Genomic DNA, 25,436 nt, shown 5'->3' with positions numbered 1-25,436 from the left:
GCGCATTCTAGCGGTAGTGCGGGGATGGTCCGTCTTTTTCCGCCACATTGCGTCCGTGCATATTCACGTCCGATGCACTATAAAAACTAGTTTCATATCCACGCCGCACGCCGTCGGCGACTCATCGGCGGAAACACGAGGCTGCCGTTTTAGCCTGCTTCTTGCTTCCGTGTTCCGTTCATGCCGCACCCGCCCGGCTTTCAATTTGCTGCCGCGTGATCAGGCGCCAGAAGGCACAGAAGGCAGACACGCGCCCGTCATCGAACGCGCTCACGCTTGAACGCTTGCCGGTCCACTCACTCCAACGCATTCGCTCTTCCGCAGTCCGCAAGTCATCACTGGAACGAGACAACACGGAGCCAACATGACTCAGCCAGCCGTATCGCAACATCTATCGCACGACGTATCGCCGGAGTTCGCCGCCGCCGTTCGCGCTGGCCTCAGCAAGCAGCCCCAGAAGGAATTGCCGTCGAAGTATCTCTACGACGAAGTGGGTTCGGCGCTGTTCGAAGTGATCACTGCGCTGCCCGAATATGGCGTCACGCGCGCCGAAGAACGGCTGCTCGCGGAACACGCGGGCGATATCGTCGCGCATTTGCCGCACGATGCGATCGTCGCGGAACTGGGCAGCGGCAGCGGCCGCAAGACGCGCCGGATCCTCGAAGCGCTCTGTAAAAAGCGCCCCACTACTTACAGCCCGATTGAAATTTCGCGCACGGCTTTGCAATTGTGCCGCCGCGAACTCGGCGATATCGAACGCATTTCGATCGTCGGCTATGAGCGCGATTACCTCGCGGGGCTTGCCGAGGTGAGCAAGCGCCGTGCGAAAGACGAGCCGCTGCTCGTCCTGTTTCTCGGCAGCACGATCGGCAATTTCGGGCGGCTCGCGGCCACGCGTTTTCTACGCGACATCCGCAACATGCTCGCGCCCGGCGATGCGCTGTTGCTCGGCACTGACCTCGAGAAGCCCGTGCCCGTGCTGATCGCCGCGTACGACGATCCCATCGGCGTGACGGCCGCGTTCAATCTGAATCTGCTCGCGCGAATCAACCGCGAGCTGGACGGCGATTTTCCGCTCGATGCGTTCGAACACGTCGCGCGCTTCAATCCGGACGTGCGCAGCATCGAAATGCATCTGCGCGCGAAGCGGCGCGTGAGCGCGCAGGTGCGCGCGGCCAGGCTGACCGTCGAGCTACAGGAAGGCGAGACGATCTGGACGGAGAGCAGCCACAAGTATCGTCCGGAAGAACTGCATGCGATCTCCGACGACGCGGGCTTCACGTGCAGTCATCAATGGATCGAGCGCGATTGGGGCTTTGCGGAAAGCCTGCTGGTGGCGCGCTGATGGGTGTCGCGTGATGTTGAGGTGAGCAACGAGAAGCGCGCGAGGCTCACGCCCGCGCGCTTTTTTACAAGCCGCTTGTGTCAGTGCTGTTCGAAGCGCTCGAAACGTTTGTCGCTGGCGCGCTCTTCGTGCGTGACTTCCGTCACGCGTGCCATCGGCGGCCCGTGACGCAGCCACGACAGCATCCGGTCGAGCTGGTTCGCCGGACCTTGCAACATCGCTTCGACAGAACCGTCTTCCCGATTCGCCACCCATCCCCGGATACCCAGCGCATGCGCCTGGCGCACCGTCGCGTGACGAAAGCCAACGCCCTGCACCATGCCGCGCACCCGCACGTAATACGTTTCGATCCGCGAATCGAGATCCGTGCCGGACATGCTCGTCCCTCCTTTATGCCTTCATGAGTTTACGCGGGCATTCTAGTCGCGCCGCGCGTGCTTTGCTCGCGCACGCCTCGACACGCGAAGCCCGCGAGCACGGCGCGCGCGATCGGCAGCACGTACAATCCGACCTCTGCAAACCTTCAACCATGCGCCCGTCAGGCAGCAATCAGGAACACGGCAAGCAATGACCGATCAGACTCGCGATCTCGTACTCGTCACCGGCGCATCCGGTTTCGTCGGCTCAGCCGTCGCGCGCATCGCGCAGCAAAAGGGCTTCGCCGTGCGCGTGCTCGTGCGTCCGACCAGCCCGCGCCGCAACGTCGAATCGCTCGATGCGGAGATTGCGGTCGGCGACATGCGCGACGAGGCGTCGATGCGCGCCGCGCTGCGCGGCGTGCGCTATCTGCTGCACGTCGCGGCCGATTACCGGTTGTGGGCGCCGGACCCGCTGGAGATCGAACGCTCGAATCTGGAAGGCACGGAAGCGACGATGCGCGCCGCGCTGAAGGAAGGCGTCGAGCGCATCGTCTACACGAGCAGCGTCGCGACGTTAAAGGTGACGGGCTCGGGCGCGTCGGTCGACGAAACCTCGCCGATGACGCCGCAGCAGGCGATCGGCGTGTACAAGCGCAGCAAGGTGCTCGCGGAGCGTGCTGTCGAGCGGATGATCGCGAACGACGGCCTGCCCGCCGTGATCGTCAATCCGTCGACGCCTATCGGCCCGCGCGACGTGAAGCCCACGCCGACGGGTCGCATCATCGTCGAAGCGGCGCTCGGCAAGATTCCCGCGTTCGTCGATACGGGGCTGAACCTGGTGCACGTCGACGACGTCGCGATGGGTCACTTCCTCGCGCTCGAACGCGGCAAGATCGGCGAGCGCTACATTCTCGGCGGCGAAAATCTGCCGCTGCAGCAGATGCTCGCGGATATCGCCGGCATCGTCGGACGCAAGGCGCCGACCATCGCGCTGCCGCGCTGGCCGCTCTATCCGCTCGCGATGGGCGCGGAAGCCGTCGCGAAGTTCACGAAGCGCGAGCCGTTCGTCACCGTCGACGGCCTGAAGATGTCGAAGAACAAAATGTACTTTACGTCGGCGAAAGCGGAGCGCGAGCTTGGCTACAGCGCGCGGCCGTACCGCGAAGGCTTGCGCGACGCGCTCGACTGGTTCCGCGAGGCGGGCTATCTGAAAGCGTGACGTCTGGGCATAAAGCGGCGAGCGCATTGGATCGCGCCTCCCTCGTGCGTCACCCGCACACGCTTTGTTACAACTCGCAATGCAGGCACGAAGGCTACCGCCAGCGTGCAGAAGGTAAAATCGCGGGTCTTACCAGAGAACTACGCATGAATCTTAAGGAACAGATTGGCGCACTCGAAATGGGCGTCGATCAGCTCATCCAGGTTGTCACGGCTTCGCGCGAGGCCGAGGCCACGACCGCGACCGATCAGCATGTGAACGGCGCAGAGGCGGCCGCCGCGGAAACAGTGGCAGAAGAAACGCCCGTCGAAACGGCAGTCGAAGAAGCGCCAGCAGAGCCGCAAACCGCGGCAGAAAAGCCAACGTTGCATATCGAGCGCCCGAGCCAGAACGAAATCACGATGACCATCGGCGGCAAGTCGGTCACGCTGCATCCGCTGCAACTGGGTCAGCTGATCGAGGAACTGTCGAACGCGCGCGCGTCGATGGAACCCGAAGTCCCGCCGAACCTGCCCGCGGGCTGGCGTTTCGTATCGACGAAAAACCCGGCCATGGCGGTGCAGAAGCAAACGAACGGCGACCGACTGCTCGTGATGCGCCATACGGGACATGGTTGGGTGCCGTTCCAGTTCTCGCCGGAGACGGTCATCCAGATGTACATGATGCTGACGCAGAAGTGATGCGCGACGGCGCGAGCCGTCGGCACCCTGTGTTGCGCGCCGTTCAGTGCGACAGCGGCAGCAACGAATTGAGCAGACTGGTCGCGCGCTGCGAGACGCTTGGGCCGCTCGCAGCTTCTTCGATGGGACTCACGTAGACCACGGGCCCGATGCAAAGCGACGTGTAGCGCGCGTCGCATCCGCCGTCGCGCGACGGCAGCGGCTGGTCCGCGCCCGATGCCGCGCTGGCATCCACCTCCGCGACTTCCGCGAATGTCTTCACGCGGCCGTTGACCTTCTCCGCATACGCCTGCGATCCACCGTAGCTCTTCAGCGCGGCATTCAGATCGCCGCCCGCCGATTTCATGTAGCCGTACAGAATCGCGGAGCCGACCTCGATATTGGTCTCCGGGTCGGTCAGATCCTTTACGTCTTTCAGCATGCGCTTGTGCGCGCCGGGCACGACCTGCATCAGCCCCGTCGCGCCGTTGCCGCCCTTGGCCTTTTCCTTGAAGCGCGATTCGATCGAGATGATCGCGAGAATCAGCGCGGGCGGCAGCGCGTACTTCTCGGAGGCGGTGCGCACCGCGTTCGAGATCTGCTCGGCCTTCTCCTTCGCGAGGCCGAACTTCTGGCGCAGATAGTCTGACATGCGGTCCTGGCGAGTCTGATCGTCGGCCAACGCGCCTTGCATCAAGCCGAGCGCGACAACGATCAGACAGACGAGCCGCTTCATTGATTCGTCCCGGCGGGCGCCTGCACGCGTGCCTTCCACTGGCCGCCCTTGCCGCGCCAGTAGCGCACCGCCGAGCCGAACGTCGCGCTGACATAGAACAGCGCGATGAGCGGCAGGAACGGCGCCCACAGCGGTGAGCGCTGGTAGTAGCGCAGCATCGGCGCGTAGGCGCAGCACATCGCGGCCCACGCGAGCCACGCAGGCCAGCCTTTCGCCCCGAGCACGATAGCGACGACGGGCGGCGCGAGGTAGATGATCGTCATGCCGAGCAGCGTGCCCGCCAGCAGCCACGCCGAGTAGTGCAATTGCGTGAACGCGGTGCGCGCGATCATGTTCCAGATCTCGCGCCAGCTGTCGTAGGGGCGCAGCGAGACGCTGCGCGCCGCCACGTCGAGGCGAATCGGATGGCGCCCTTCGCCGCGATGCTTGATCCGTGCGGCAAGGCTGCAATCGTCGATCAGCTCGGCGCGGATCGATTCGATGCCGCCCGCTCCTTCCAGCGCCGTGCGGCGCACCAGCATGCAGCCGCCCGCCGCGCCCGCCGTGCGGTTGCGCGGGTTGTTGACCCACGCGAACGGATACAGCTTCGCGAAGAAGAACACGAAGGCGGGAATCAGCGCCTTTTCCCAGAACGAGTCGCAGCGCAGGCGGACCATCAGCGAAACGAGGTCGCGCTTTTCGGCGTCGGCGCGCATCACAAGCTGCGTCAGCGCGTCGGACGGATGGCCGATGTCGGCGTCCGTGAGCAGCAGGTATTCCGGCGTGTAACCGACCGAGCGCGCCGCCTCGATACCCTGCGACTGCGCCCAGACCTTGCCCGACCAGCCCGCTGGCAGCGGCTTCGCGCTGATCACGGTCAGCCGGTCCGGGCACCGCAGCGCGAGCGCGGCGGCGCGGGCGGCGTCGGCGGTGCCGTCGGTGCTGTGGTCGTCGACGACGATCACATGAAATTCGCCCGGATAGTCCTGCTCGAGCAGCGACGTGACGGCCCGTGCGATCACGTCCGCCTCATTGCGCGCCGGGACCACGGCGGCGACGCCCGGCCATGCGTCGCGCGTCTCGGGCGCGAGCGGGGCGGCAGGCTGCGCGCGCCAGAAGCCGCCGCGCGCGAACAGCAGCACACACCAGATCAACAGCGACAGACACGCCAACAGAAACAGAACCGCCGCAATCATGCATTGCCCTCTATGAAAGCCGCGCGCTTTGCGTCTCCAGGGCGCGGCGACAGACGCGGCGCGCCAGCAACACCTGCGACGCCGCGCCAATCGTGGAAATCGAGCACTAGCCGGCCATCGAATATGTGATAGACCGCGTTTTCGAAACGTTCAAGAATGCGCCGCCGACGAAAGACGCCGCAGAAAATTCAATTGATGCATACCGGAAACCGCAGGCGATGCGTCGGCGCAACAAAGCCCGATAGTTTAAGGGTTCCCGTCAACAGGCGCAGCGAGTCATTTTTGCCGCGCAAGCCGCCACACAAACGCCACAATCCGAGACGGCTGAAAAGCAAACCGACAGCGATAGCGTTAGAATGCGCGTTTGGTCTCGAGTATCGACTTTCGTCGGATTTAAGACATCAACTAATATACAGACGCGGCGAACAGGTCGTTTTTACCGATCTGCCCGGAATCCCGCGTCAGTCGGAGTTCGCCAGCCTATGCGAGTCATCCTTGCCCAACCCCGCGGCTTTTGCGCGGGAGTCGTGAGGGCGATCGAAATTGTCGATCGCGCTTTGCAGCAACATGGCGCACCTGTTTACGTGCGTCATGAAATCGTCCACAACAGGCACGTGGTCGATAACCTTCGCCGTAAAGGCGCGCGCTTCGTCGAGGAACTCGATGAAGTGCCGCAGGGCGCAGTTGCCATTTTCAGTGCCCACGGTGTTGCGCAAAGCGTCGAACGCGACGCGGAGCAGCGCGGTCTCGACGTGCTCGATGCCACCTGCCCGCTGGTGACGAAGGTCCATGTGCAAGGTCGTCAGTACGTGGGCGGGGGCCGCACGCTGATCCTGATCGGGCACGCGGGCCATCCGGAAGTAGAAGGCACGATCGGCCAGATTCCGGGCAAGGTGCTGCTCGTGCAAAGCGAAGCGGAAGTCGCGAAGCTGGAACTGCCTATCGACACGCCGCTCGCCTATGTCACGCAGACCACGCTGTCGGTGGACGACACGCGCGGCATCATCGACGCACTGAAGCGCCGTTTCCCCGACATCGTCGGTCCGGATACGCGCGACATCTGCTACGCGACACAAAACCGCCAGGCGGCCGTGCGCGAGCTCAGCACGCAAGTCGATGTGCTGCTGGTGGTGGGCGCAACGAACAGCTCGAACTCGAATCGCCTGCGCGAGATCGGCAGCGAAACGGGCGTACCGAGCTTTCTGGTCGCCGACGGTTCCGAAGTGAAGCCGGAGTGGTTCGCCACCGTGAAGACGGTCGGCATCACGGCGGGCGCTTCGGCACCGGAAGAAATGGTCGAGAACGTAATCGATGCGCTACGCGCACTGGGCCCCGTCGACGTTACGACGATGGCGGGACGTGAAGAAAAAGTTGAATTCAAGTTGCCGTCGAAGCTGACGCAACAACTCGCTGCACGCGAAGTTTAAGGAGGACAATTTGTCTATTCCGATGCTACAAAAAGTCCGGGTTGGCGCCTACATCATGCGCAACCACCTGAAGGGCAACAAACGCTACCCGCTCGCGCTGATGCTCGAGCCGCTGTTCCGCTGCAATCTTGCCTGCAATGGCTGCGGCAAGATCGACTATCCGGATCCCATCCTGAACCAGCGCCTGTCGCTGGCGGAATGCCTCGAAGCCGTCGACGAGTGCGGCGCGCCCGTGGTATCGATCGCGGGCGGCGAGCCGCTGCTGCACAAGGAAATGCCGCAGATCGTCAAGGGCATCATGGCGCGCAAGAAGTTCGTGTACCTGTGCACGAACGCGCTGCTGATGGAAAAGAAGATGGACGATTACGAGCCGAACCCGTACTTCGTCTGGTCGGTGCACCTCGACGGCGACCGCGAAGCGCACGATCACTCGGTCTCGCAGGAAGGCGTGTACGACAAGGCCGTCGCGGCCATCAAGGAAGCCAAGCGCCGCGGCTTCCGCGTGAACATCAACTGCACGCTGTTCAACGATGCTGTGCCCGAGCGCGTGGCGAAGTTCTTCGACACGGTCGGCGAGATTGGTGTGGACGGCATCACGGTGTCGCCGGGCTATGCGTACGAGCGTGCCCCGGACCAGCAGCACTTCCTGAACCGCGACAAGACCAAGAACCTGTTCCGCGAAATCTTCAAGCGCGGCAACAACGGCAAGAAGTGGTCGTTCAGCCAGTCGAGCCTGTTTCTCGACTTCCTGGCCGGCAACCAGAGCTACGAATGCACGCCGTGGGGCAACCCGGCGCGCACGGTGTTCGGCTGGCAGAAGCCGTGCTATCTGGTCGGCGAAGGTTACGTGAAGACCTTCAAGGAACTGATGGAGACCACCGAATGGGACAAGTACGGCACCGGCAAGTATGAGAAGTGCGCGGACTGCATGGTCCATTGCGGCTTCGAAGCGACGGCCGTGATGGACACGGTCGCGCATCCGCTGAAAGCGCTGAAGGTCAGCCTGAAGGGCGCGCGCACGACGGGCGCGTTCGTCAAGGACATCCCGCTCGACAAGGCGCGTCCCGCCGAGTATGTGTTCTCGCGTCACGTCGAGATCAAGCTCGAAGACATCAAGCGCGCGGGCACGGGCAAGAAGGTGCAGACATCGGCAGCCGCGTTGAATTAAGACGCATCAACGCCGCATGAAAAAAGAGCGCAACGGTTTTGCCGTTGCGCTCTTTTGTTTTGTGGGCCGCCGCTTACAAGACGGCGATGCCCGGCGTTGCCGATCAGCCCGCGCTGCGCGCGTTGTGCTCGGTGAGGAACTTGATCAAACCGTCCACGCCGCCCTTGTTCAGCTGATCCTGAAACTGCGTCTGATACACCTGGATCAGCCACGCGCCCATCATGTTGATGTCGTAAATCTTCCAGCCGTTCGCCGTTTTTTCCAGACGATAGTCGATTGAGTCATCGCCGCCGTTGCTCAGCACGTGCGACTGGACGACGGTGTCTTTCGCGTCGGCGGATGCGGTGGACGGCGCGAATTTGAACTTCACGTCCTGATCGCGCAGTTGCGACAGCGATGCCGCATAGGTGCCGACGAGCAGTTTCGTGAATTGCTCATACAGTTGTTTTTGCTGCTCCGGCGTGGCCGTGGCCCAGGCCTTACCGACGGCGATACGCGTCGTGCGCTGGAAGTTCGTGGCGGGCACGAAGTGCGACTCGACCACCTGCGTGATCTTCTTCATGTCGCCGCCGCGCGCCTGTGGGTCGGCCTTCATCGCATTGACCGTGCCTTCGACTGCGCTCTTCACGATCGCATCAGGCGCGCTTTGTGCGAAAGCCGCGGTGGACACCACGGCGGCTGCCAGAAAAGCAGAGAGATAACGTTTCATACGCTCATCGGGACAGTTAAGAATGAACCCGCGCGGGACAGGCCGCATCCGGCGCGATTACGGGCCAGTATACAGACTTAAGACTTTGACAGGCTGCACAGGGTTCACTAACGACACCGTGCAGCGGCAGCGTCGGTATACTTGTGCCCTTTACCAATAACGCCAATCGTGACAAGGCCCCGCTCGCGTACATGCTGAAGTCATCTATCGTTCGTCTCGTTGTCTGGTCGGTGCGCCGTCCGCTGCAGGTCATCGGGCTGTCGCTCGTGCTCGCCGTGCTGAGCGCCATTTACGTCGTTCATCACTTCAAGATCAATACCGACATCAGTCGCCTCGTCGAAAACGATGCGAAATGGACAGCGCTCGAACAGCAAATCGACAAGGCCTTCCCCGATCGCGGGCAGACCTTGCTGGTGGTCGTCGAGGCCGGCGCGCCCGAATACGCGGATGCCGCCGCGAACACGCTGGCCACTGAACTGCAAAAGAACACGAAGGAATTCAGTTCCGTCATGCAGCCGGGCAGCGGGCCGTTCTTCGAAAAGGAAGGCTTGCTGTTCCCGTCACTGGCCGACGTGCAATCCACCACGTCGCAACTGGCCAAGGCGCGCCCGCTCATCAACTCGCTCGCGCATGATCCGAGTCTGACGGGCCTCGCCGGCACGCTGAACACGACGCTGCTGCTGCCGCTGCAGATCGGCCAGGTAAAGCTCGGCGACATGAGCAACCTGCTGTCGCGCAGCGCAACCGTGATCGATCATGTGCTGGCCAACGAGCCCGCCGTCTTCTCGTGGCGCGCGCTCGTCGACAAGGATGCCGCGAAGGTGCCGGCGCGCGCGTTCGTCGTCGTGCAGCCGAAGCTGGACTATGCGGCGCTGCAGGCGGGCGCACGGGCGTCAGAAGAGGTTCGCAAGACGGCGGCATCGCTCGATCTCGACTCGCAATATGGCGCGCGCATCCGTCTGACGGGCGAACAGCCGCTCGCGGACGATGAATTCGCCTCGGTGCAGGACGGCGCGGAGATCAACGGCATCATCACGTTCTTCGTCGTGCTCGGCATTCTGTGGCTCGCGCTGCGCTCGGGGCGGCTGATCATCGCCGTGTTCATCACGCTGTTCGTCGGCCTCGTGATTACGGCGGCGCTCGGCCTGATGTTGGTCGATGCACTGAACATGATTTCCGTCGCGTTCATGGTGCTGTTCGTCGGGCTTGGCGTCGACTTCGGCGTGCAGTTCGGCGTGAAGTACCGCGAAGAACGCAATCGCGACGACCGGCTCGCCGCGGCGCTGATCCATACGGCATACAGCATCGGCGTGCCGTTGACGCTCGCCGCCGTGGCCGTCGCCGAGAGCTTCTTCTCGTTCCTGCCGACCGCGTATCGCGGCGTCTCGGAGCTGGGCAAGATCGCGGGCGTCGGCATGTTCGTCGCGTATCTGACCAACATGACGCTGCTGCCCGCGCTCATCAAGGTCTTCAATCCGGCGGGCGAAGCCGAATCGCCGGGTTTCACGTTCCTCGCCCCCGTCGACGACTTCCTCGACCGCAACCGCACGCCTGTGCTGATCGCGACGGCGGTGCTGATCATCGGCGCGTCGCCGTTGCTGTTGCATCTGCGCTTCGACTTCAATCCGTTGCATCTGAAGGACCCGAATACCGAGTCGATGGCGACGCTGATCTCGTTGAACGACGCGCCCGAGGTGGCCGTCAACAACGTGCGGGCGCTAGCGCCGTCGCTGGCGGATGCGGACAGAATCGCAGCGCGGCTGTCGAAGCTACCGGAAGTGGGCCGCACGACGACGCTCTCCACCTTCATTCCCACCGACCAGCCGCAAAAGCTCGCGCTGATTGCCGCCGCGGCGCAGCAACTGCTGCCGGCGCTCACGCAGACGCCCGCGCCGCCCGCCACCGACGCCGTGCGCGTCGCCGCACTGAAGCGCACGTCGGCCCAGCTGTCGCTCGCCGCCGACGACCACCCCGGCCCCGGCGCCGCGGAAGCCAAACACTTGTCGGACACGCTGGCCAAGCTCGCGAGCGCGGACGTCTCGACGCGCGACCGCGCCGAGCGCGCGATGTCGGTACCGCTGAAGATTTCGCTGAAGCAGCTGGCAACCCTGCTGCAACCGTCGGAAATCACCCGCGAAAACGTGCCGAAGGACATCGCCGACAGCTGGGTATCGAAAACAGGTCAGGCGCTCGTCGAGATTTCGCCGAAGGTGCCGCCCGGCACCGATCCCGGTGACGACGTGATGCTGCGCAACTTCGCGCGAGCCGTGAAGGCAGCGGAACCGGGCGCGATCGGCGGGCCGATCTCGATCCTCCATTCGGCGAACGTGATCATCAAGTCGTTCGTGCAGGCGGGCGCGTGGGCCATCCTGTCGATCAGCGCCCTGCTCTGGCTCACGCTGCGCCGGTTCGGCGACGTGCTGCGCACGCTCGTGCCGTTGCTGGTGTCGGCCGTCGTCACGCTGGAGTTGTGCGTCGTCTTCAACATGCCGCTTAATTTCGCGAATATCATCGCCTTGCCGCTGATGCTCGGCGTGGGCGTCGCGTTCAAGATCTACTTTGTGATGGCGTGGCGCAGAGGGCAAACGGGCCTACTGCAATCCAGCCTCACACACGCCGTGCTGTTCAGCGCGGCGACCACCGCTACGGCGTTCGGCAGCCTGTGGCTGTCGCATCATCCGGGCACGTCGAGCATGGGGCGTCTGCTGGCGCTGTCCCTCGTCTGCACGCTGATTGGCGCTGTGGTATTTCAACCGGTATTGATGGGCAAACCGCGCGTTCGACGCGCATCGAAGAAACATTAAGGATAGCCGCATGAAGATGCGAACAGCCGCGCTGGCATTGGCCGCCGCGAGTCTTGCAACGGGGTGTGCAACGGGACCCGACCGGAAGCCCGGGGATCCGCTCGAGCCGATGAACCGCGCGATTTTCAATTTCAACGACGCGCTCGACCGCACGGTCGCCGTGCCGATTGCGAAGGGCTATCAGAAGGTCACGCCGCAGCCGCTGCGTCAGGCGATCAGCAACTTCTTCTCGAACCTCGGCGATCTCGACAACTTCGCGAACAGCCTGCTTCAGTTGCACATCAAGGACGCAACCGAAAGCCTGATGCGCTTCGCGATGAACTCGACGTTCGGTCTGGGCGGCCTGATCGACTTCGCGACACCCGCCGGCCTGCCGAAGCACAAGGAGGACTTTGGCCTGACGCTCGGCCGCTGGGGCGTGCCGTCGGGTCCGTATCTGGTGCTGCCGCTGTTCGGCCCGAGTTCGTTCCGTGACGGCGTTGGCTATCTGGTCGATTTCCGCGCGAATCCGATTTCCTACATGGGCCCGGAGTACAAGTATCCGCTGTACTTCGTGCAGTTCATGAGCGTGCGTTCCGACCTGCTCGGCGCGACGACGCTGCTCGAACAGGCTGCCCTCGACAAGTACTCGTTCGTACGCGACGCCTATACGCAGCAGCGCAAGTCGTTGCTGCGCGGCGCGAACGCGCCGGCGTCGGCGCTGCCGGACTACGGCGATGACGACGATTCGGGCGCGCAGGCGCCTTCGGGTGCTTCGGGCACGGCGCCGACCACCGTGCCGGGCGCGGCGCCGCTCGGCTTGCCCAACTCCGCCGAGCCGGGCCAGGCCGCGCCGGCGGAAGGCGCGTCGGGCGCGGGCGGCGCGAAGCGCGCGCCGACCAACGACGACAGCGCGCCGAAGTACGAAAATCCAGGTGAGGGAGCCGCGCCTTCGGGTGCGCCTGCCACGGGAACGCCCGCTCCCGCTTCGCAGTAAAGCGTCCTTACCGGTGCACAAAGCAAAAGCCCCGGCTTGGTCATCCGACCAGCCGGGGCTTTGTCTTTCCGGGGGCTTTTCAGGGCCGCTGAGGCCGTCGCCCGCGATGCGTTAATGCGCTGTGTCCGCTTCCTGATCGACGTCTTCCGTGCTTTCCGAAGCCAGCACGGCCGGCTGCTGCATGGCGCGCAGGCTCTCGCTGTATCGCTCGAACGCTTCATCCGAATAACGGATCTTCGTGCGGCCGTGCGGCGCCGGATTGCCGTTCGCGTCCAGATTCACGAACACCATCTTTTCGACCGTCAGAATGCTCTTGCGCGTGATCTTGTTGCGCACTTCCGCCCGCAGCGTGATCGACGTCGTGCCGAAGTGGGTTGCCTTCATGCCCAGTTCGATGATGTCGCCCTGACGCGCCGAGCTGACGAAGTTGATCTCCGACATGAACTTGGTCACGACGCGCTGGTTGTCGAGCTGACAGATTGCGTAGATGGCGGCTTCTTCATCGATCCAGCGCAGCAGGCTGCCGCCGAACAGCGTGCCGTTGGGGTTCAGATCTTCGGGCTTGACCCATTTGCGTGTGTGGAAATTCATTGCGGTCCCTCTTTGGAAATAGCGCGGTCGCGCTTCTTCGCGCGACCTAGGGTTAACACCTACCACTATACCAGAGATAAGGGTTTTCCCTAGGTCTTCAAGACCAACACACTATTTCGCTATCCGCGTTGCCGGCGCGCCCGGCTTAAATGCAGAGGAGCGCGCCCGAGCGCTCCAGTACCTGACGCGCAGCGACGAGGGAAGCGCGCGCCGCGCGGGCGTCGGCGGCGACTTGCAGCAGTCCGCCGAGTTGAGACGGCTGGCGCGCCAGTTCGCGCAGGATGGGACCGATGGCCGTCGTGCCGTCGTCGCGCAGACCGGCCGTCGCGGCGGACGGCAGCGTGCGCCACGCCGGATCGACGATCGCCCGGCAGACAACGAACGGCAGGCCGTTCGCCTCCGCGATCGCGCCCGCAAGGTGAGATTCCATGTCGACGGCGAGCGCACCCGTCGATGCGTGCAGCGCCGCCTTGTCGGCAGCGCCGACGAGCGGCGCGGTCACGCCCGCGATCGGCCCGCGCCGCAGCTTCGACGCCAGCGGCGCCGCACCGAGCGCGGTAGCGATGCGTCCCGCCCAGCGCAGATCGGTCTCGACGACGCCGAGCGGGCTATGCACGCTGCTCGCGACGATCAAGGTGCCGGGCGCGAGATCGGGTGCCAGTCCGCCTGCCGTCCCGAAGCTGATGATGCCCGCGCAACCGCGCGCGATCGCCTCGTTCAGCGCGCGCTCGAGCAGATCGGCGCGCGCCGCGTACACCGCTTCGACGCCCTTGCCACGCGCGATTCGCGCTTCGAACGCCATGCCCGTCACGGCGATGACGGGCAGCTTGGCATTCATCAGATCAGGCCGGGCTGCCATCACAAGCCGAAGGCGACGCGCTTCTGACCCGCGCGCGTCAGGTTGCGATAGCGTGCAAGCGCCCACAGCGGGAAGAACTTGCGATACCCGTGATAGCGCAGATAAAACACGCGCGGGAAGCCCGTTGCCGAGAAGCGCGTTTCGTCCCACAGGCCGTGATCGCGCTGCTCGCTCTTCAGGTATTCGATGCCGCGCGCGACGGCGGGATGGTCGACATAGCCGACCGCCATCAGCCCTAGCAGCGCCCATGCCGCCTGCGACGGAATGCTCGCCGCCTTTTCGTAGCCGCGATAGTCGAGCTTGTAGCTGGTGCCGTCTTCGCCCCAGCCGCCGTCGGCGTTCTGGATCGACACGAGCCACTGCGCGGCGCGCTTGATGCGCGCGTCGTCATGCGAGATGCCCGCGGCGTTCAGCGCGCACAGCGCCGTCCACGTGCCGTAGATGTAGTTCATGCCCCAGCGGCCGTACCAGCTGCCGTCGTCTTCCTGCTCTTTCAGCAGATAGTCGTAGGCTCGGCGCGCCGGCTCGCTCGTCGCGGGCATTTCGCCGAGTTGCGCGAGCATCGACAGGCAGCGGCCGGACACGTCGGCGGTAGGCGGATCGAGCAAGGCGCCGTGATCGGAGAACGGAATGTTGTTCAGGTAGTACTGCGTGTTTTCCGGCTCGAACGCGCCCCAGCCGCCGTCGCTGCTCTGCATGCCGACCACCCATTCGCGGGCGCGCGCAATCGCGTTCGCGTCGACGTCCGATTGCGTCAGCGCCGCCGAACGATGCATCGCCAGCGCGACCACAGCCGTATCGTCGACGTCGGGGTAATGCGCGTTGTTGTACTGGAACGCCCAGCCGCCCGGACGCACGTCGGGACGGCGCGAAATCCAGTCGCCGCGCACATCGAGAATCTGCAGCGGACGCAGCCATGCGAGGCCGCGCTCGGCGGCTTCCTCGGCGCGCGTGTCGCCCGTTTCGAGCAGCGCATGCGCCGCGAGCGACGTATCCCAGACAGGCGACAGGCACGGCTGGCAATACGCTTCGTCTTCGTGGATGACGAGCAGCTTGTCGATCGACTGGCGGGCGATCGCGCGCTTCGGGTGATCGGCGGGGTAGCCGAGCACGTCGTACATCATCACGGAGTTCGCCATCGCCGGGAAAATTGCGCCGAGGCCGTCTTCGCCGTTCAGGCGCTCATCGACGAAATCGACGGCCGCCTTGATCGCGCGTTCGCGCGAGCGCTTCGGGAACAGGCCGTCCGTCACGCGCAGCACGCCGTCGACAGCGCGGAAAAACGCGAACCAGCTCTTGCTCTGGTGGCCCGAGCGCGGCAGCAGGCCCGTCGTGACGGGCGCGCCGCGGAACAGCTCGTCGATGCGCACGCCAAGCGGATTGCGCGCGACCGGCCGCTTCGCGTTCAGCACGAGCAGCGGGACGATCACGGTGCGCGCCCAGTACGACACCTTCGACAGGTGGAAGGGGAACCACTTGGGCAACAGCATGATTTCGACGGGCATCATCGGCACGGCGTACCACGTCACGACGCCGAATAGCGCGAGCAGGATGCGCGTGAACACGTTCGCCGCTTCCGCGCCGCCATTCGCGAGAATCGCCTCGCGCGCGCGGACCATGTGCTCGGCGTCGACGGAATCGCCGATCATCTTCAGCGCGAAGTACGCCTTCACGCTCGCGCTGACGTCCATTGCGCCGTCGGTGAAGAGCGGCCAGCCGCCGCCGGGCAGCTGGATGCGGCGCAGGTAGCGCGCGATCTTCTGTTCCAGCTCGACGTTGGGCGTTTCGCCCAGGTAATGGACGAGCAGCACGTATTCGGCAGGAATCGTCGCGTCGGCTTCGAGTTCGTAGACCCAGTGGCCGTCGTCCTGCTGCGCGGCGAGGATGGCGTCCGTCGCGCGCGTGACGGCAGCGTCGAGCGCGTCGACGGACGCGGCGCCTGTCGCCAGCGCGGCGGCCACGGGAGCGTGGTCGTCGATCAGCGTTTGAGGCAGTGCGTCGCCCAGCGTCTGGGTCATGGATAAATCGTTCATCGGCGTTCCATCGGTTCGTTCAATAGCGTATCCGCGGCCTTCTGGCCGGAGCGAATCGCGCCTTCGATGCCCGGCGGCAGACCGGTTGCCGTCCAGTCGCCCGCGAGCATCAGGTTGTTCCAGCGAGTGCGTGTGGCCGGGCGGCGCATCTCGTCGTCGGGGTGCGCGGCAAAAGTCGCGCGCGGCTCGACGCTCAGTTGCCACTTCAGTGGCAGATCGGCCGACAAGCCTGTCACTTGCGCGACGTCGGCCCATAGCTTGCGCGCGAGTTCGTCGCGCGGCATGTCGGCGAGGTTCGCTGCACGGTTCGCCGCGTCGTAGACCGTCACCGACAGGCGTCCGTCCGACGCAATCAGCCAGCTCGCGCTCGCGTTGACGAGCCCCATCAGCGGCGGGTGGCCGAGCGGCGGCTCGACCGCGAAATTCGCCGTCACGATGGCCGAAAAGCGGCGCGGCGCCTGCACGCCGGGCACCAGCGCCTGCGTGACATCGGGCGTCACGGCCAGCACGACGGCTTCGCTCGCGCCGATTTCGACGCGTTCCCCGCCGTCCAGACGCAGCGCGGCAACGCGGCTGTCCGGGCTATCGGCAAACTCCAGCGCCTCGATCCGCGCGCCTAGCCGGATCGCCGCGCCGCCATGCTGCAACAGCCGCAGCGCCGGTTCGACGAACGCGGACCCCAGGCCGTTGCGCGCGATGAGCGGCCGGCTCGAAGGGCCGCCCGCCGCGAGCGTGTCGCGCAACACCGCGCCCACCAGTTCGGCCGTCGCCTGACGCGGTTCGATGTTCGTCAAGGCCAGCAGGAGCGGACCCAGCATGCGGTCCCACAGCGGGCCGTTGCTGCGCATCGACTTCGCGACGGTGCGGCCGGGCTTTGCCAGCAGCAGCGGCACGACGGACAGGTAATCCGTCCATTGCGTGTCCGGCACGCGCGCGCCGGCCTCGAAAATCCACGCCGGAAGCCGTCCCGGTGACATGCGCACGGTCCAGCGCTGGTTCGTCGCCAGATCGACGAACGGGTATTCGGGCTGCGTCGGCCCGACGAGTTCGTCGGCGGATCCGATCGCGCGCACGTAGTTCAACGTGGCCTGCTGGCCGGACAGCACCAGATGGTTGCCGCTATCGACGGTCGCGGCCAGCGTGCGGTCGTAGTACGTGCGGCAGCGGCCGCCCGCCTGTTCGGCCGCCTCGTACAGCACGACCTGCGCGCCGCGCCGTTGCAGTTGCACGGCGGCGGCAAGACCGGCCAGCCCGGCACCGATCACGTGAACCAGCTTTCGCATCAAAAGAAAGCGTAGCGCGCCACGATCGCCAGCATCCGCAGCTTCGGCTTGCTGACTTTCGTGCGCGGAATGTCGAAGCCGCGTTCCAGCGTGCGCTCGAGCAGCAGGCGATAGACGCCCGACATGATGCGCGGCGCCTTGACCTGCGCGCGCGGCTGCACGTCCATGATCGCGTCGGCGGCGGCGAAGTGCTGCTTCGCACGCTCCGCGAGCGTCGCGCAGACGCGCGGCAGCGACGGATCGTCGGCGATCGTGAGCGGATTCGTCGCCGCGATGCCTTCGCGCGCCAGCAGCTCGTACGGCAGATAGCAGCGGTTGATCTCCGCGTCTTCGTCGATGTCGCGCAGGATGTTCGTCAGTTGCAGCGCGCGGCCCAGATGGTGCGACAGCTCGACGCCCGGCTGCTCCTCCATCCCGAATATCCTCACCGATAGCCGACCCGCTGCGCTCGCGACACGATCGCAGTACAGGTCGAGCGTGGCTTCGTCGGGCGCGCAGATGTCGGCGGCGGCATCCATCGCCATGCCGTCGATCATCGCGTGGAAGTCTTCGCGCTGCAGATGAAACGTGTGGATGTGCCGGGTCAGCTCGAGCAGCGACGCGCGCGGCGAGCCGGCGTAGCACGCGTCGATGTCCGCCCGCCAGCGCTCGAGACCCGCGTCGCGCTCGGCGCGCGGCAGGTCGCTGTCGGCGATGTCGTCGACGGCGCGGCAGAAAGCGTAGACCTGGTACATCGCCTCGCGCTGCGCGGGCGGCAAGATGCGCATCGCGAGATAAAACGAGCTGCCTGAACTGGCGGCAGCTGCGTCAGTTTGTGTGTCGTCCACGACGAGATTGGAAACGGCCAAGACGATCTCCGCTGAGACACCCCCGAAGGGGCGATCAAGAAGTCATGCCTACCCGCAGGGCAAGCCGCCCGCGCGCGCGGACACGCGCGAAACGCCGGCCGAAAAGACCGGAAAACGGGCAAAAGTATACCAACCTTTCATAGCGGACGCAGGAACGGCGGAAGCCGCTGCGGCGCGCGCCGTCGATTTGCCTCGCCGAAGAGCGAAGTGTAACGGCAACAAAAAACACAGATTTGTCTACGCACAGGCATTCAAAACATCTCGAAATGCTATCTCAAATTAAGAGTTATCCGAGATACCTCAATTTAAATACAGACTACATTTAATCCCGCAACGAAACGAAGCGGGATGGCAGATAACCATGTGCGGCGCCCACAGCATGCCTTTGAACCATTCACATTAATCGTGCGAAATAAAAATATTTGTCGCTCCAATTTTAAAAGTCACACGGATCGCATTCTAATTTGTCGCTTTAAAAATCATTGAATCGGATTATTGATTTAAATCGTATCAAGGAAAAAAGATGAAACTGTATATGCTGTTTGTCGCTCCCGTTCTCGCCGCTTTTGCACTCGCGACGCCGGCCTTCGCCGCCGAAAACGACGAAGCTGTGATCCGTCAGATGGAAGAAGCCTGGGTCCAGGCGAGCATGCATCACGATCGCGATACGCTGAAACTGCTGCTCGACGACTCGTACCGTGAAATCACGCCATCCGGTATGGCGCGCTCGAAAAGCGACGTGCTGAACGCATCGCCGGTGCCGTCAGGTTCGACGCAGACGCTGCAGTACGTGAACGTTCATGTCGACGGCGATCAGGCCGTGGTGACCGGCGAGAACCGCTTCATGGCCCCGGACGGCCAGCAAGCCGTGTTCGCCTTCAAGGACGACTTCGCGCGCCACGACGGCCAGTGGCGCGTCGTCGGCTCGTGGATGAGCCGCAAGTAAATCGATTCGCCGCAGCGGGCCGACGCCCGCTTGCCGGCAAATAGCCCAGACACCCCTTCAGATAAACGCAACCGACCGGTTGCGTCCCTGCCGCTTCGCGCTGTACAGCGCCGCATCCGCCTCGTTGATGAGCGCCTCGTAGGCAGGCACGCCCGCCCGCGCGGACGCACCGCCGACACTCGCCGTCACGGGCACATCGACGCCTTGCACGTCAACCGGCGTGTCGCCAATCGTATTGCGGATTTTCTCCGCGACCAGCATCGCGTCTTCCAGCGGCGTGCACGGCAGCAGCAGCGCAAACTCCTCGCCGCCGAAGCGCCCGAACGTATCCTGCGCGCGCACGACGTGCGACACGCGCTGCGCCATATCGCGCAGCACGGTATCGCCGACCACGTGACCGAACTGGTCGTTGATCTTCTTGAAGTGATCCAGATCGAACAGCAGGATCGACAGTTCGCCGCCGTAACGCTGCCAGCGCGTGTACTCGTCGCGCAGACGCGCTTCGAAGTAACGCCGGTTCGCGATGCCCGTCAGTCCATCGCGGTCCGCGTATTCCTGCAGTTTCGCCACGGCCTCTTCGCGCTCGCGCTGCATGATGCTCACGTGCGTCACGTCGGAGACCGTCACGCAAACGGCCTCGACCTCGCGATCGCGCATGATCGGCATGAACGTGCAGTCCTGCTGCATGAAATCGACGCCGCCCGTGATCGGCCGGTCGTGATCGAACTTGAACAGATAGGGGCGCTGCTCCCACGAACTGAACGCGAAGCTGCCGAGCTGGAACACGCTTTCGAGCTTGCGCGTGAGCCACACGCGCGGCAGTTCCGGAAAGCTCGCGAAAATCGATCTGCCGACCACCTGTTGCGCTGACAGGCCGCTGTGATCGTGCATGAAGCGATTCCACATCAGCACGTTCATCTGACGGTCGAGCACGAAAATGCCGAAGCCGACCCGTTCGACGACCAGATCGCTCAGCGTGGGAAGCGGGGCATTCATATGCTGGAAAGCAGCGCGTCCAGCGCGGAACTGAGATGACGGATCGAATCTTCCGCCATCAGCATCACGAGGTGGGCGCGGAAACTCTGATCCTCTAACGCAAAATTCACTTCGACCAGCAGCGCGACTTCCCAGGCCAGCACGTTCGGCTGGAACACGTCGTCGAGCGACATCGCCGAGCCGAGCAGGCCCGGCTGCGAGAACACGGGCATGCGCCCAAGCTGGTCGAGAATGCACGACACGCACGCGCCCGTCAGGATGTTCGCGACGTCGAACACCAGCTCTTCCTGGGTGGTCGCCTCATACGCGGACTTCGCATACGGGTCGCTCACCAGCGAGCACAACTGCTCGATGCTGCCGCTGCGGCAGATCACCAGCGCCTCGCCCTTGATGTCCGAGCGAAAGCCTTGTCGCACGGCGCTCACGGGCTCGTTGATGCCCGTCATCTCGCGCAGCGCCGACGCGGCCTCGCGCACAGCGACCACGCGCACGCGCGGCACGGACAGTTCGATGAACGCATCCAGCAGCAGGGCGAGGCGCGTCGCGGCCTGGCCCATCGCCAGATTGGCGACCTCTTGCAGCGCGTCGCGCTGATCTTCGTTGAGGACTGGCTCAGACATACAACCCGTACTCCTTGAGGATGGGAAGCACCGCCTCGGTGGTCACGGGCTTGGGGACGAATGCGACCGCGCCGAGCGTGCGCACGCGTTCCCTTGCCATCGGCTGGACATCGGCGGACACGACGATCACGAAGGTATTCAGGTCCTCGTGCTGCAGGGCCTCCAGAACCTGATAGCCCGTCATGTCAGGCATCGTCAGGTCAAGAAACATCACCGATGCGCGCCCCTTGCGATAATGCTCGAGCGCTTCGCGTCCGTTGGACGCGTAGGTAATGTCGACGTCCCAGTCCTGCGGCAATGCTTTCGTGAGCACCTTGCGGGCAAGCAGCGAGTCATCGGCGATCACAATGGGCAAAGGCATGGCGGCGGGCTGGAAACGGAGTGGGTTCTTGCGTGTTAACGGCGCTGCATGGGCGAACTTGAGTGGCCGCTCGCGCAGTTGCGCGACGCAGCCTCTGCGGCAGCGACCAAGCGGGAACCCGAAGCGGCCAGCACGAGCGATGCCGACCCCACGTGGCGCGGCGACAGGCACACCCGACGGCAGGTGCTGCGCGCGCGGCGTGCGGTCGCTGCAGCGTGCACGCAATGGACAACGGCAATGACCGGCATTTTCGAAGCCTACCCCGTAGATAGTGCTGCGGCGGCAAGACGGCGTTCATGGCTCCGTGGTGCCCCGCTGGTCTACACGAGGGTCTGCCCGGTCTTGCATGGCATGCAATGCCCGGTCCCTCGCGCGAAATTCGCCCGATCATGGCGGGCTGATTATTTGTCTGTGCGCAATTTTCGAATCAAATTGGCGGAAAGGCAACTCGCCAGAATGCATTCGTCGAACGAATTTAACTCGTTTGAGTCAGATTCGAGTCGAAACGTAAGCATTCGTCAGATAAAAGATCGTCTTTATACTTTTGTGTACGTTTGCGCTTCCGGATTCGTCGCTGATTCGCGAACTCGTATGACTAAAGCGTCCGGGCCCTGCAGGCGCGGCCGCGGCGTCTGCTTGGTTGCATTGCGCGCGAGCGGATGGTCCACTGAACCTATGATGAGAACACACACCTTTTCAATCGGCCGCGCGCGCGGCTTGCGCCATGACTGCTGACCGGCCCGATTCCGCCGACGCGAATGCCCCGGACGAACGTGCCACCGGCACGCGGCCCGACGAAGCGCTTTTTCCCGCCGTACCCGAGCAGAACTTTGCCGTCCGCCGCATGACGCTGATCGCGCTGCTGGTGGCGGCCGTCGTGGTGCCGTGCGTGTTCGTGGCGGCGATGGCGTTCAGCGACCTGCGCACGCGCGAGGCCGACGCCACCGATCTCACGCTGCGCACCGTGCGCGTCGCCGAAGAGCACGCGTTGAAAGTGTTCGACATGAACGAGGCGCTCAACGCGCGCATCGTCGATCTGGTGCAGGGACTCGACGACGACGGCATACGCGAAGGCGAAGCCGCGATCCACGAAAAGCTGCAGACGATGGGCGGCGGCTATCCGCAGGTCGCGGCTGTCTCGATCTTCGGGCATGACGGCACGCTGCTCGCCAGCAGCCGTTTCTATCCGGCGCCGGCCGTGTCGATCGATCATCGCGAGGATTTTGTCGGCATTCGCGACGGCCAGGTGCTCGAACATGTGTCGAAGGTGATGGTCGGGCATGTCGCGGGCGAAATCGTGTTCAACACGGGCGTCGCGCGGCGCGGCGAGGACGGCGGGTTCGCGGGCGTGGTGTCGGTGGCGCTGCGGCCCAGCTACTTCGCTGCGTTCTATCGAGAGCTGCTGGGCGGCAACGACTCGCCGATGACGATGGCGCTGACGCGCTCCGATGCCGCCGTCCTCGCGCGCTATCCCGTCGGCATGCCGTTGAAGGCGGAAGAGCCCATCCGCCACAACGCGTACACCGACGCGCTCGCCGAAGGCCGGCGCGCGGGCGTCGTGCGGGTGCGCTCGGCGCTCGACGGCGAGAAGCTGATCGTCGCGTTTCGCCGCGTCGGCTCGTATCCCGTGTATGTGACAGTCGGCTATCGGACGTCCGCGATCTGGGCAGCGTGGTATCGCCATCTGAGCGTGCTCATCCTGTCGACCTTCGTGCCGTCCATCGTGCTGTGGTGCGTGATCTGGCTGTCGCTCAGGCGCCTCGGCGCGGAAGAGGAAGCGTGGGAGCGCTGGCAGGCGGAAGCGTCGATGCGTCGCTCGATCGAATCGGCCTACCGGCAGTCACGCAAGATGGAAGCGCTCGGCAATCTGGTCGGCAGCGTCGCGCACGACTTCAACAACCTGCTGATGATCGTCTCGGCCAATGTGCAGATCGTGCGGCGGCGCGGCGCGGCGGCGTTCGACCGCGAGCTGTCCGCCGTCGAGCGCGCGCTCAAGAGCGGCCAGTCGCTCACGCGGCAATTGCTCGGCGTGGCGCGCAAGCAGCCCTTGCGCAACGAGACGCTCGACGTCGAACGCTGGCTGCCGGGCTGCCGCGATCTGCTGCGCGCGTCGCTTGGCGCGAAGGTCGCGCTGGTGATGGACGTCGGCACGGGCGTGTGGCCGATGCAGGTCGACGTCGCCGAACTCGAGCTCGCGCTGATTAACGTCGCCGTCAACGCCCGCGATGCGATGCCGAATGGCGGCCGCTTTACGGTGCGCGCGAACAACGTGAGCTTCCGTCACGAAGACGGCTTTCCGATCACGGGCGCGTTCGTGCAATTGTCGCTGGAAGATACGGGCGTCGGGATGCCGCCGGAGATACTGTCGCGCGCGTTCGAACCGCTTTTCACGACCAAGCCGAAAGGCATGGGCACGGGTCTCGGCCTGCCCCAGGTGTTCGCGTTCTGCGAGCGCTCGGGCGGGCTGGCCGCGATCGACAGCGCGATCGGCGCGGGTACGTCGGTGCGGCTCTATCTGCCGCGCGCGACGCAGGCGCCCGAAGTCGAGCGGCCTGCCGAGCCCATCGCGGAAGAGGCGGGCGCGCCGCATGGCCTGCGCATTCTGCTCGTCGAGGACAACGACGAAGTCGCGGCAGGTACGGAAGCGTTGCTGCAGATGATGGGCCACGACGTCACCTGCGTGTTCAACGCCGACGCGGCGATGGAACGCTTCGACGCCGCGCACGCGAGGCAAAAGGAAACGGGCGAGCCCTTGCCCTTCGACCTCGTGATTTCCGACATCCATATGCCCGGCACGCTGAACGGCATCGACCTCGCTGAACGCGTGCAAGCTTTCGAGACCAGGCTCCCGGTGATTCTCGTCACTGGCTATGCGGAAGAGCTGGAGCGCGCGCGCCACGTCGATGTGCGCGTGCTGTCGAAGCCGTTCGATATCGCGCTGCTCGACAAATTCCTGCAGACGCTCCAGCGCGATCTCGCGCATACGCCGACTCACCCCGCCAGTTGAGCGGCCGTTCTGCCGGGGATTACCGACTATATTTGTAAAAAGCGCGCCATGCGACGGGCGCGCTTGCCGCGGGCGACGGCTTCCCGCTGTCGCCTGTCTCTTCTGACAGTTCCCGTCGACCCGCGCTCGCGAAGCCCGGCATGAAGGTTGCGCGTATACCGTCACAGAGGATGCAGTGGTGCATCGCCGCATCCACCCATAAAGCCGACGGAGACAGACATGCGACACACCGTGATTGGTCTTTTCGCCACCTACGCGCAGGCCGAAAGCGCGCGCAACATGCTTGTGCAGACCGGCTTCGCGTCCACCGACATCGATCTGCAGGCGCACCCCGACACGCCCGCCGACGCAGCCGCCGAGGAGTCTCCCGGCGTGATCGCCAACATCGAACGATTCCTGTCGAGCCTGTTCGCGACCTCCGGCCCGACCGCCCCTGAAGCCGAGCGCTACACGGATGCGGTTCGACGCGGCGCAGTGCTCGTGGCTGTCAACGCCGCGAGCGAGTCGCATGCGGAACTCGCGCGCACTTCGTTGAGCAAGCTCGGAGCGATCGAAGTAAGCGAGCGGGCGCCCGATGCCGCGATGCCCGCAGCCGAGACGCGACGCGAGCACTCGGTGCTCGACGAGTTGGGTATTGGCAAGCGGGCCGTAACGCCGACGGCGGCGCGGCCGTCGAGCGACGCGCTGCTCGCTGAGGAAGAAGCGCGCAACCGTGCGCGCATGGACGCAATGCATGGCGTGCCGCCCGTCGACGAACCGTCCGCACAGGCGCTCGCCGCCGCGAGCGCGCCGGGCGCCGGAGCGGTGATGCGGGCAGATGTACCGCCGCCGGAACCCTTGACGACGCTCCCTGGCGAGCCGGCCCAGTATCCCGACTACGGTGTGCCCACGGCCACCAACCGGCCGGCCGTGCATCAGGACGATACGCCCGCGGCCGCGGCGATCGCGTCAGCGGGCATCGCCGGCTCAGGCGCCGTGATGACGCCCGACACCGCCGCGCCCGCGCAAGCGATGCCCCAACAGGTGCCGGATGAATATCTCGAATACGAAGAGGATTTCCGCACCCACTATGACGCGGAATACGCGCACGAAGGATTGCGCTATGACGAGTACGTTCCGGCCTATCACTACGGCGCGACGATGGCTCGCGAAATCCGCTATCAGGACAGATCGTGGGACGAGGTCGAGCCGGAAGTGCGGGAGGATTGGGAGCGCGACAAGGCTGTAGGTAGCTGGGAGCGTTTCAAGTCCGCCGTGCAGCATGGGTGGGATCGCGTGACGGGGCATCACCATCACTAGTCTTCGCGATTCGACT

At 64.6% G+C, this 25,436-nt stretch carries 22 protein-coding genes; 10 read left to right on the top strand and 12 right to left on the bottom strand.

Translation table 11 applies throughout. From position 1 onward, the window contains the following. Positions 1 to 364: 364 nt before the first annotated feature. Positions 365 to 1,345 (top strand): L-histidine N(alpha)-methyltransferase, encoded by a 981-nt coding sequence (gene egtD / locus SB822_RS05200; RefSeq protein WP_007582946.1) that lies wholly within the window; start codon positions 365 to 367, stop codon positions 1,343 to 1,345. A gap of 80 nt (positions 1,346 to 1,425) precedes the next feature. Here the strand turns inward: egtD and SB822_RS05195 are convergent, their stop codons facing one another. Then, positions 1,426 to 1,722, bottom strand: a complete 297-nt coding sequence (locus tag SB822_RS05195; protein WP_007582945.1) for an acylphosphatase — start codon at positions 1,720 to 1,722, stop codon at positions 1,426 to 1,428. A gap of 190 nt (positions 1,723 to 1,912) precedes the next feature. Here SB822_RS05195 and hpnA point away from each other — a divergent pair, with 190 nt between their 5' ends. Both hpnA and SB822_RS05185 read left to right on the top strand, forming a co-directional pair. Then, the gene (hpnA, locus tag SB822_RS05190; protein WP_042304378.1) at positions 1,913 to 2,923 is read left to right on the top strand and encodes a hopanoid-associated sugar epimerase; all 1,011 of its coding nucleotides are present in this window, start codon (positions 1,913 to 1,915) and stop codon (positions 2,921 to 2,923) included. A 146-nt stretch (positions 2,924 to 3,069) separates the two neighbouring features. Continuing rightward, a complete protein-coding gene (locus SB822_RS05185; RefSeq protein WP_410854205.1) occupies positions 3,070 to 3,603 on the top strand; it encodes a hypothetical protein in 534 nt (177 codons plus the stop codon). 43 nt (positions 3,604 to 3,646) lie between these two features. On the opposite strand, the gene SB822_RS05180 is transcribed toward SB822_RS05185, so the two are convergent. After that, positions 3,647 to 4,318: a lytic transglycosylase domain-containing protein gene (locus SB822_RS05180; protein WP_410854204.1), complete on the bottom strand. Its 672-nt coding sequence runs from the start codon at positions 4,316 to 4,318 to the stop codon at positions 3,647 to 3,649. Beyond that, positions 4,315 to 5,493, bottom strand: coding sequence for a glycosyltransferase (locus tag SB822_RS05175; protein ID WP_410854203.1), 1,179 nt, complete (start codon positions 5,491 to 5,493; stop codon positions 4,315 to 4,317). The genes SB822_RS05180 and SB822_RS05175 overlap by 4 nt, the downstream gene beginning before the upstream one ends. A 482-nt stretch (positions 5,494 to 5,975) precedes the next feature. Between SB822_RS05175 and ispH the strand changes: the two genes are divergently transcribed. Continuing rightward, the gene (gene ispH / locus SB822_RS05170) at positions 5,976 to 6,920 is read left to right on the top strand and encodes a 4-hydroxy-3-methylbut-2-enyl diphosphate reductase (RefSeq protein WP_007582939.1); all 945 of its coding nucleotides are present in this window, start codon (positions 5,976 to 5,978) and stop codon (positions 6,918 to 6,920) included. Positions 6,921 to 6,930: 10 nt separating this feature from the next. Then, a complete protein-coding gene (gene hpnH, locus SB822_RS05165) occupies positions 6,931 to 8,088 on the top strand; it encodes an adenosyl-hopene transferase HpnH (RefSeq protein ID WP_042304382.1) in 1,158 nt (385 codons plus the stop codon). 103 nt (positions 8,089 to 8,191) lie between these two features. Here hpnH and SB822_RS05160 read toward each other — a convergent pair whose 3' ends face one another. Then, the gene (locus tag SB822_RS05160; protein ID WP_007582935.1) at positions 8,192 to 8,797 is read right to left on the bottom strand and encodes a phospholipid-binding protein MlaC; all 606 of its coding nucleotides are present in this window, start codon (positions 8,795 to 8,797) and stop codon (positions 8,192 to 8,194) included. Between the two features lie 191 nt (positions 8,798 to 8,988). Between SB822_RS05160 and SB822_RS05155 the strand changes: the two genes are divergently transcribed. Continuing rightward, the gene (locus SB822_RS05155) at positions 8,989 to 11,601 is read left to right on the top strand and encodes an MMPL family transporter (protein ID WP_086918283.1); all 2,613 of its coding nucleotides are present in this window, start codon (positions 8,989 to 8,991) and stop codon (positions 11,599 to 11,601) included. A 10-nt stretch (positions 11,602 to 11,611) separates the two neighbouring features. Further along, complete coding sequence (locus SB822_RS05150; protein WP_410854202.1) at positions 11,612 to 12,577, top strand: VacJ family lipoprotein; 966 nt, start codon at positions 11,612 to 11,614, stop codon at positions 12,575 to 12,577. Positions 12,578 to 12,688: 111 nt separating this feature from the next. On the opposite strand, the gene SB822_RS05145 is transcribed toward SB822_RS05150, so the two are convergent. The 5 genes from SB822_RS05145 to hpnD all read right to left on the bottom strand — a co-directional run bounded on the left by SB822_RS05145 (position 12,689) and on the right by hpnD (position 18,191). Beyond that, positions 12,689 to 13,168: an acyl-CoA thioesterase gene (locus tag SB822_RS05145; RefSeq protein WP_007732894.1), complete on the bottom strand. Its 480-nt coding sequence runs from the start codon at positions 13,166 to 13,168 to the stop codon at positions 12,689 to 12,691. Positions 13,169 to 13,313: 145 nt separating this feature from the next. Then, positions 13,314 to 14,027, bottom strand: coding sequence for a phosphorylase (locus SB822_RS05140; protein WP_410854201.1), 714 nt, complete (start codon positions 14,025 to 14,027; stop codon positions 13,314 to 13,316). Continuing rightward, positions 14,027 to 16,060, bottom strand: a complete 2,034-nt coding sequence (gene shc / locus SB822_RS05135) for a squalene--hopene cyclase (RefSeq protein WP_410854200.1) — start codon at positions 16,058 to 16,060, stop codon at positions 14,027 to 14,029. Before shc ends, SB822_RS05140 begins: the two co-directional genes overlap by 1 nt. Continuing rightward, the gene (hpnE, locus tag SB822_RS05130) at positions 16,057 to 17,343 is read right to left on the bottom strand and encodes a hydroxysqualene dehydroxylase HpnE (protein WP_410854199.1); all 1,287 of its coding nucleotides are present in this window, start codon (positions 17,341 to 17,343) and stop codon (positions 16,057 to 16,059) included. Before hpnE ends, shc begins: the two co-directional genes overlap by 4 nt. Then, positions 17,343 to 18,191 carry a presqualene diphosphate synthase HpnD gene (gene hpnD, locus SB822_RS05125; RefSeq protein WP_410854198.1) on the bottom strand — a complete coding sequence of 283 codons (849 nt, stop codon included), beginning with the start codon at positions 18,189 to 18,191 and terminating at the stop codon, positions 17,343 to 17,345. Before hpnD ends, hpnE begins: the two co-directional genes overlap by 1 nt. A 523-nt stretch (positions 18,192 to 18,714) precedes the next feature. On the opposite strand from hpnD, the gene SB822_RS05120 reads away from it, so the two are divergent. Next, positions 18,715 to 19,137, top strand: coding sequence for a nuclear transport factor 2 family protein (locus SB822_RS05120; RefSeq protein ID WP_079487571.1), 423 nt, complete (start codon positions 18,715 to 18,717; stop codon positions 19,135 to 19,137). Positions 19,138 to 19,194: 57 nt separating this feature from the next. On the opposite strand, the gene SB822_RS05115 is transcribed toward SB822_RS05120, so the two are convergent. The 3 genes from SB822_RS05115 to SB822_RS05105 are packed head-to-tail and all read right to left on the bottom strand — an operon-like array spanning position 19,195 to position 21,114. Further along, positions 19,195 to 20,133, bottom strand: coding sequence for a GGDEF domain-containing protein (locus tag SB822_RS05115; RefSeq protein ID WP_007582918.1), 939 nt, complete (start codon positions 20,131 to 20,133; stop codon positions 19,195 to 19,197). Further along, the gene (locus SB822_RS05110; RefSeq protein WP_007582916.1) at positions 20,130 to 20,753 is read right to left on the bottom strand and encodes a chemotaxis protein CheC; all 624 of its coding nucleotides are present in this window, start codon (positions 20,751 to 20,753) and stop codon (positions 20,130 to 20,132) included. The genes SB822_RS05115 and SB822_RS05110 overlap by 4 nt, the downstream gene beginning before the upstream one ends. Then, the gene (locus SB822_RS05105) at positions 20,746 to 21,114 is read right to left on the bottom strand and encodes a response regulator (protein WP_007582914.1); all 369 of its coding nucleotides are present in this window, start codon (positions 21,112 to 21,114) and stop codon (positions 20,746 to 20,748) included. The genes SB822_RS05110 and SB822_RS05105 overlap by 8 nt, the downstream gene beginning before the upstream one ends. A 724-nt stretch (positions 21,115 to 21,838) precedes the next feature. Between SB822_RS05105 and SB822_RS05100 the strand changes: the two genes are divergently transcribed. Further along, entirely contained in the window at positions 21,839 to 24,121 is a 2,283-nt protein-coding gene (locus tag SB822_RS05100; RefSeq protein ID WP_410854197.1) for an ATP-binding protein, read from the top strand. 219 nt (positions 24,122 to 24,340) lie between these two features. Further along, positions 24,341 to 25,420, top strand: a complete 1,080-nt coding sequence (locus SB822_RS05095) for a hypothetical protein (protein WP_410854196.1) — start codon at positions 24,341 to 24,343, stop codon at positions 25,418 to 25,420. Positions 25,421 to 25,436 lie beyond the last annotated feature (16 nt).

Source organism: Paraburkholderia sp. SIMBA_054, from assembly GCF_046534875.1.
Lineage (GTDB): Bacteria > Pseudomonadota > Gammaproteobacteria > Burkholderiales > Burkholderiaceae > Paraburkholderia > Paraburkholderia hospita.
This window is presented reverse-complemented; position numbering and strand designations above follow the sequence as displayed.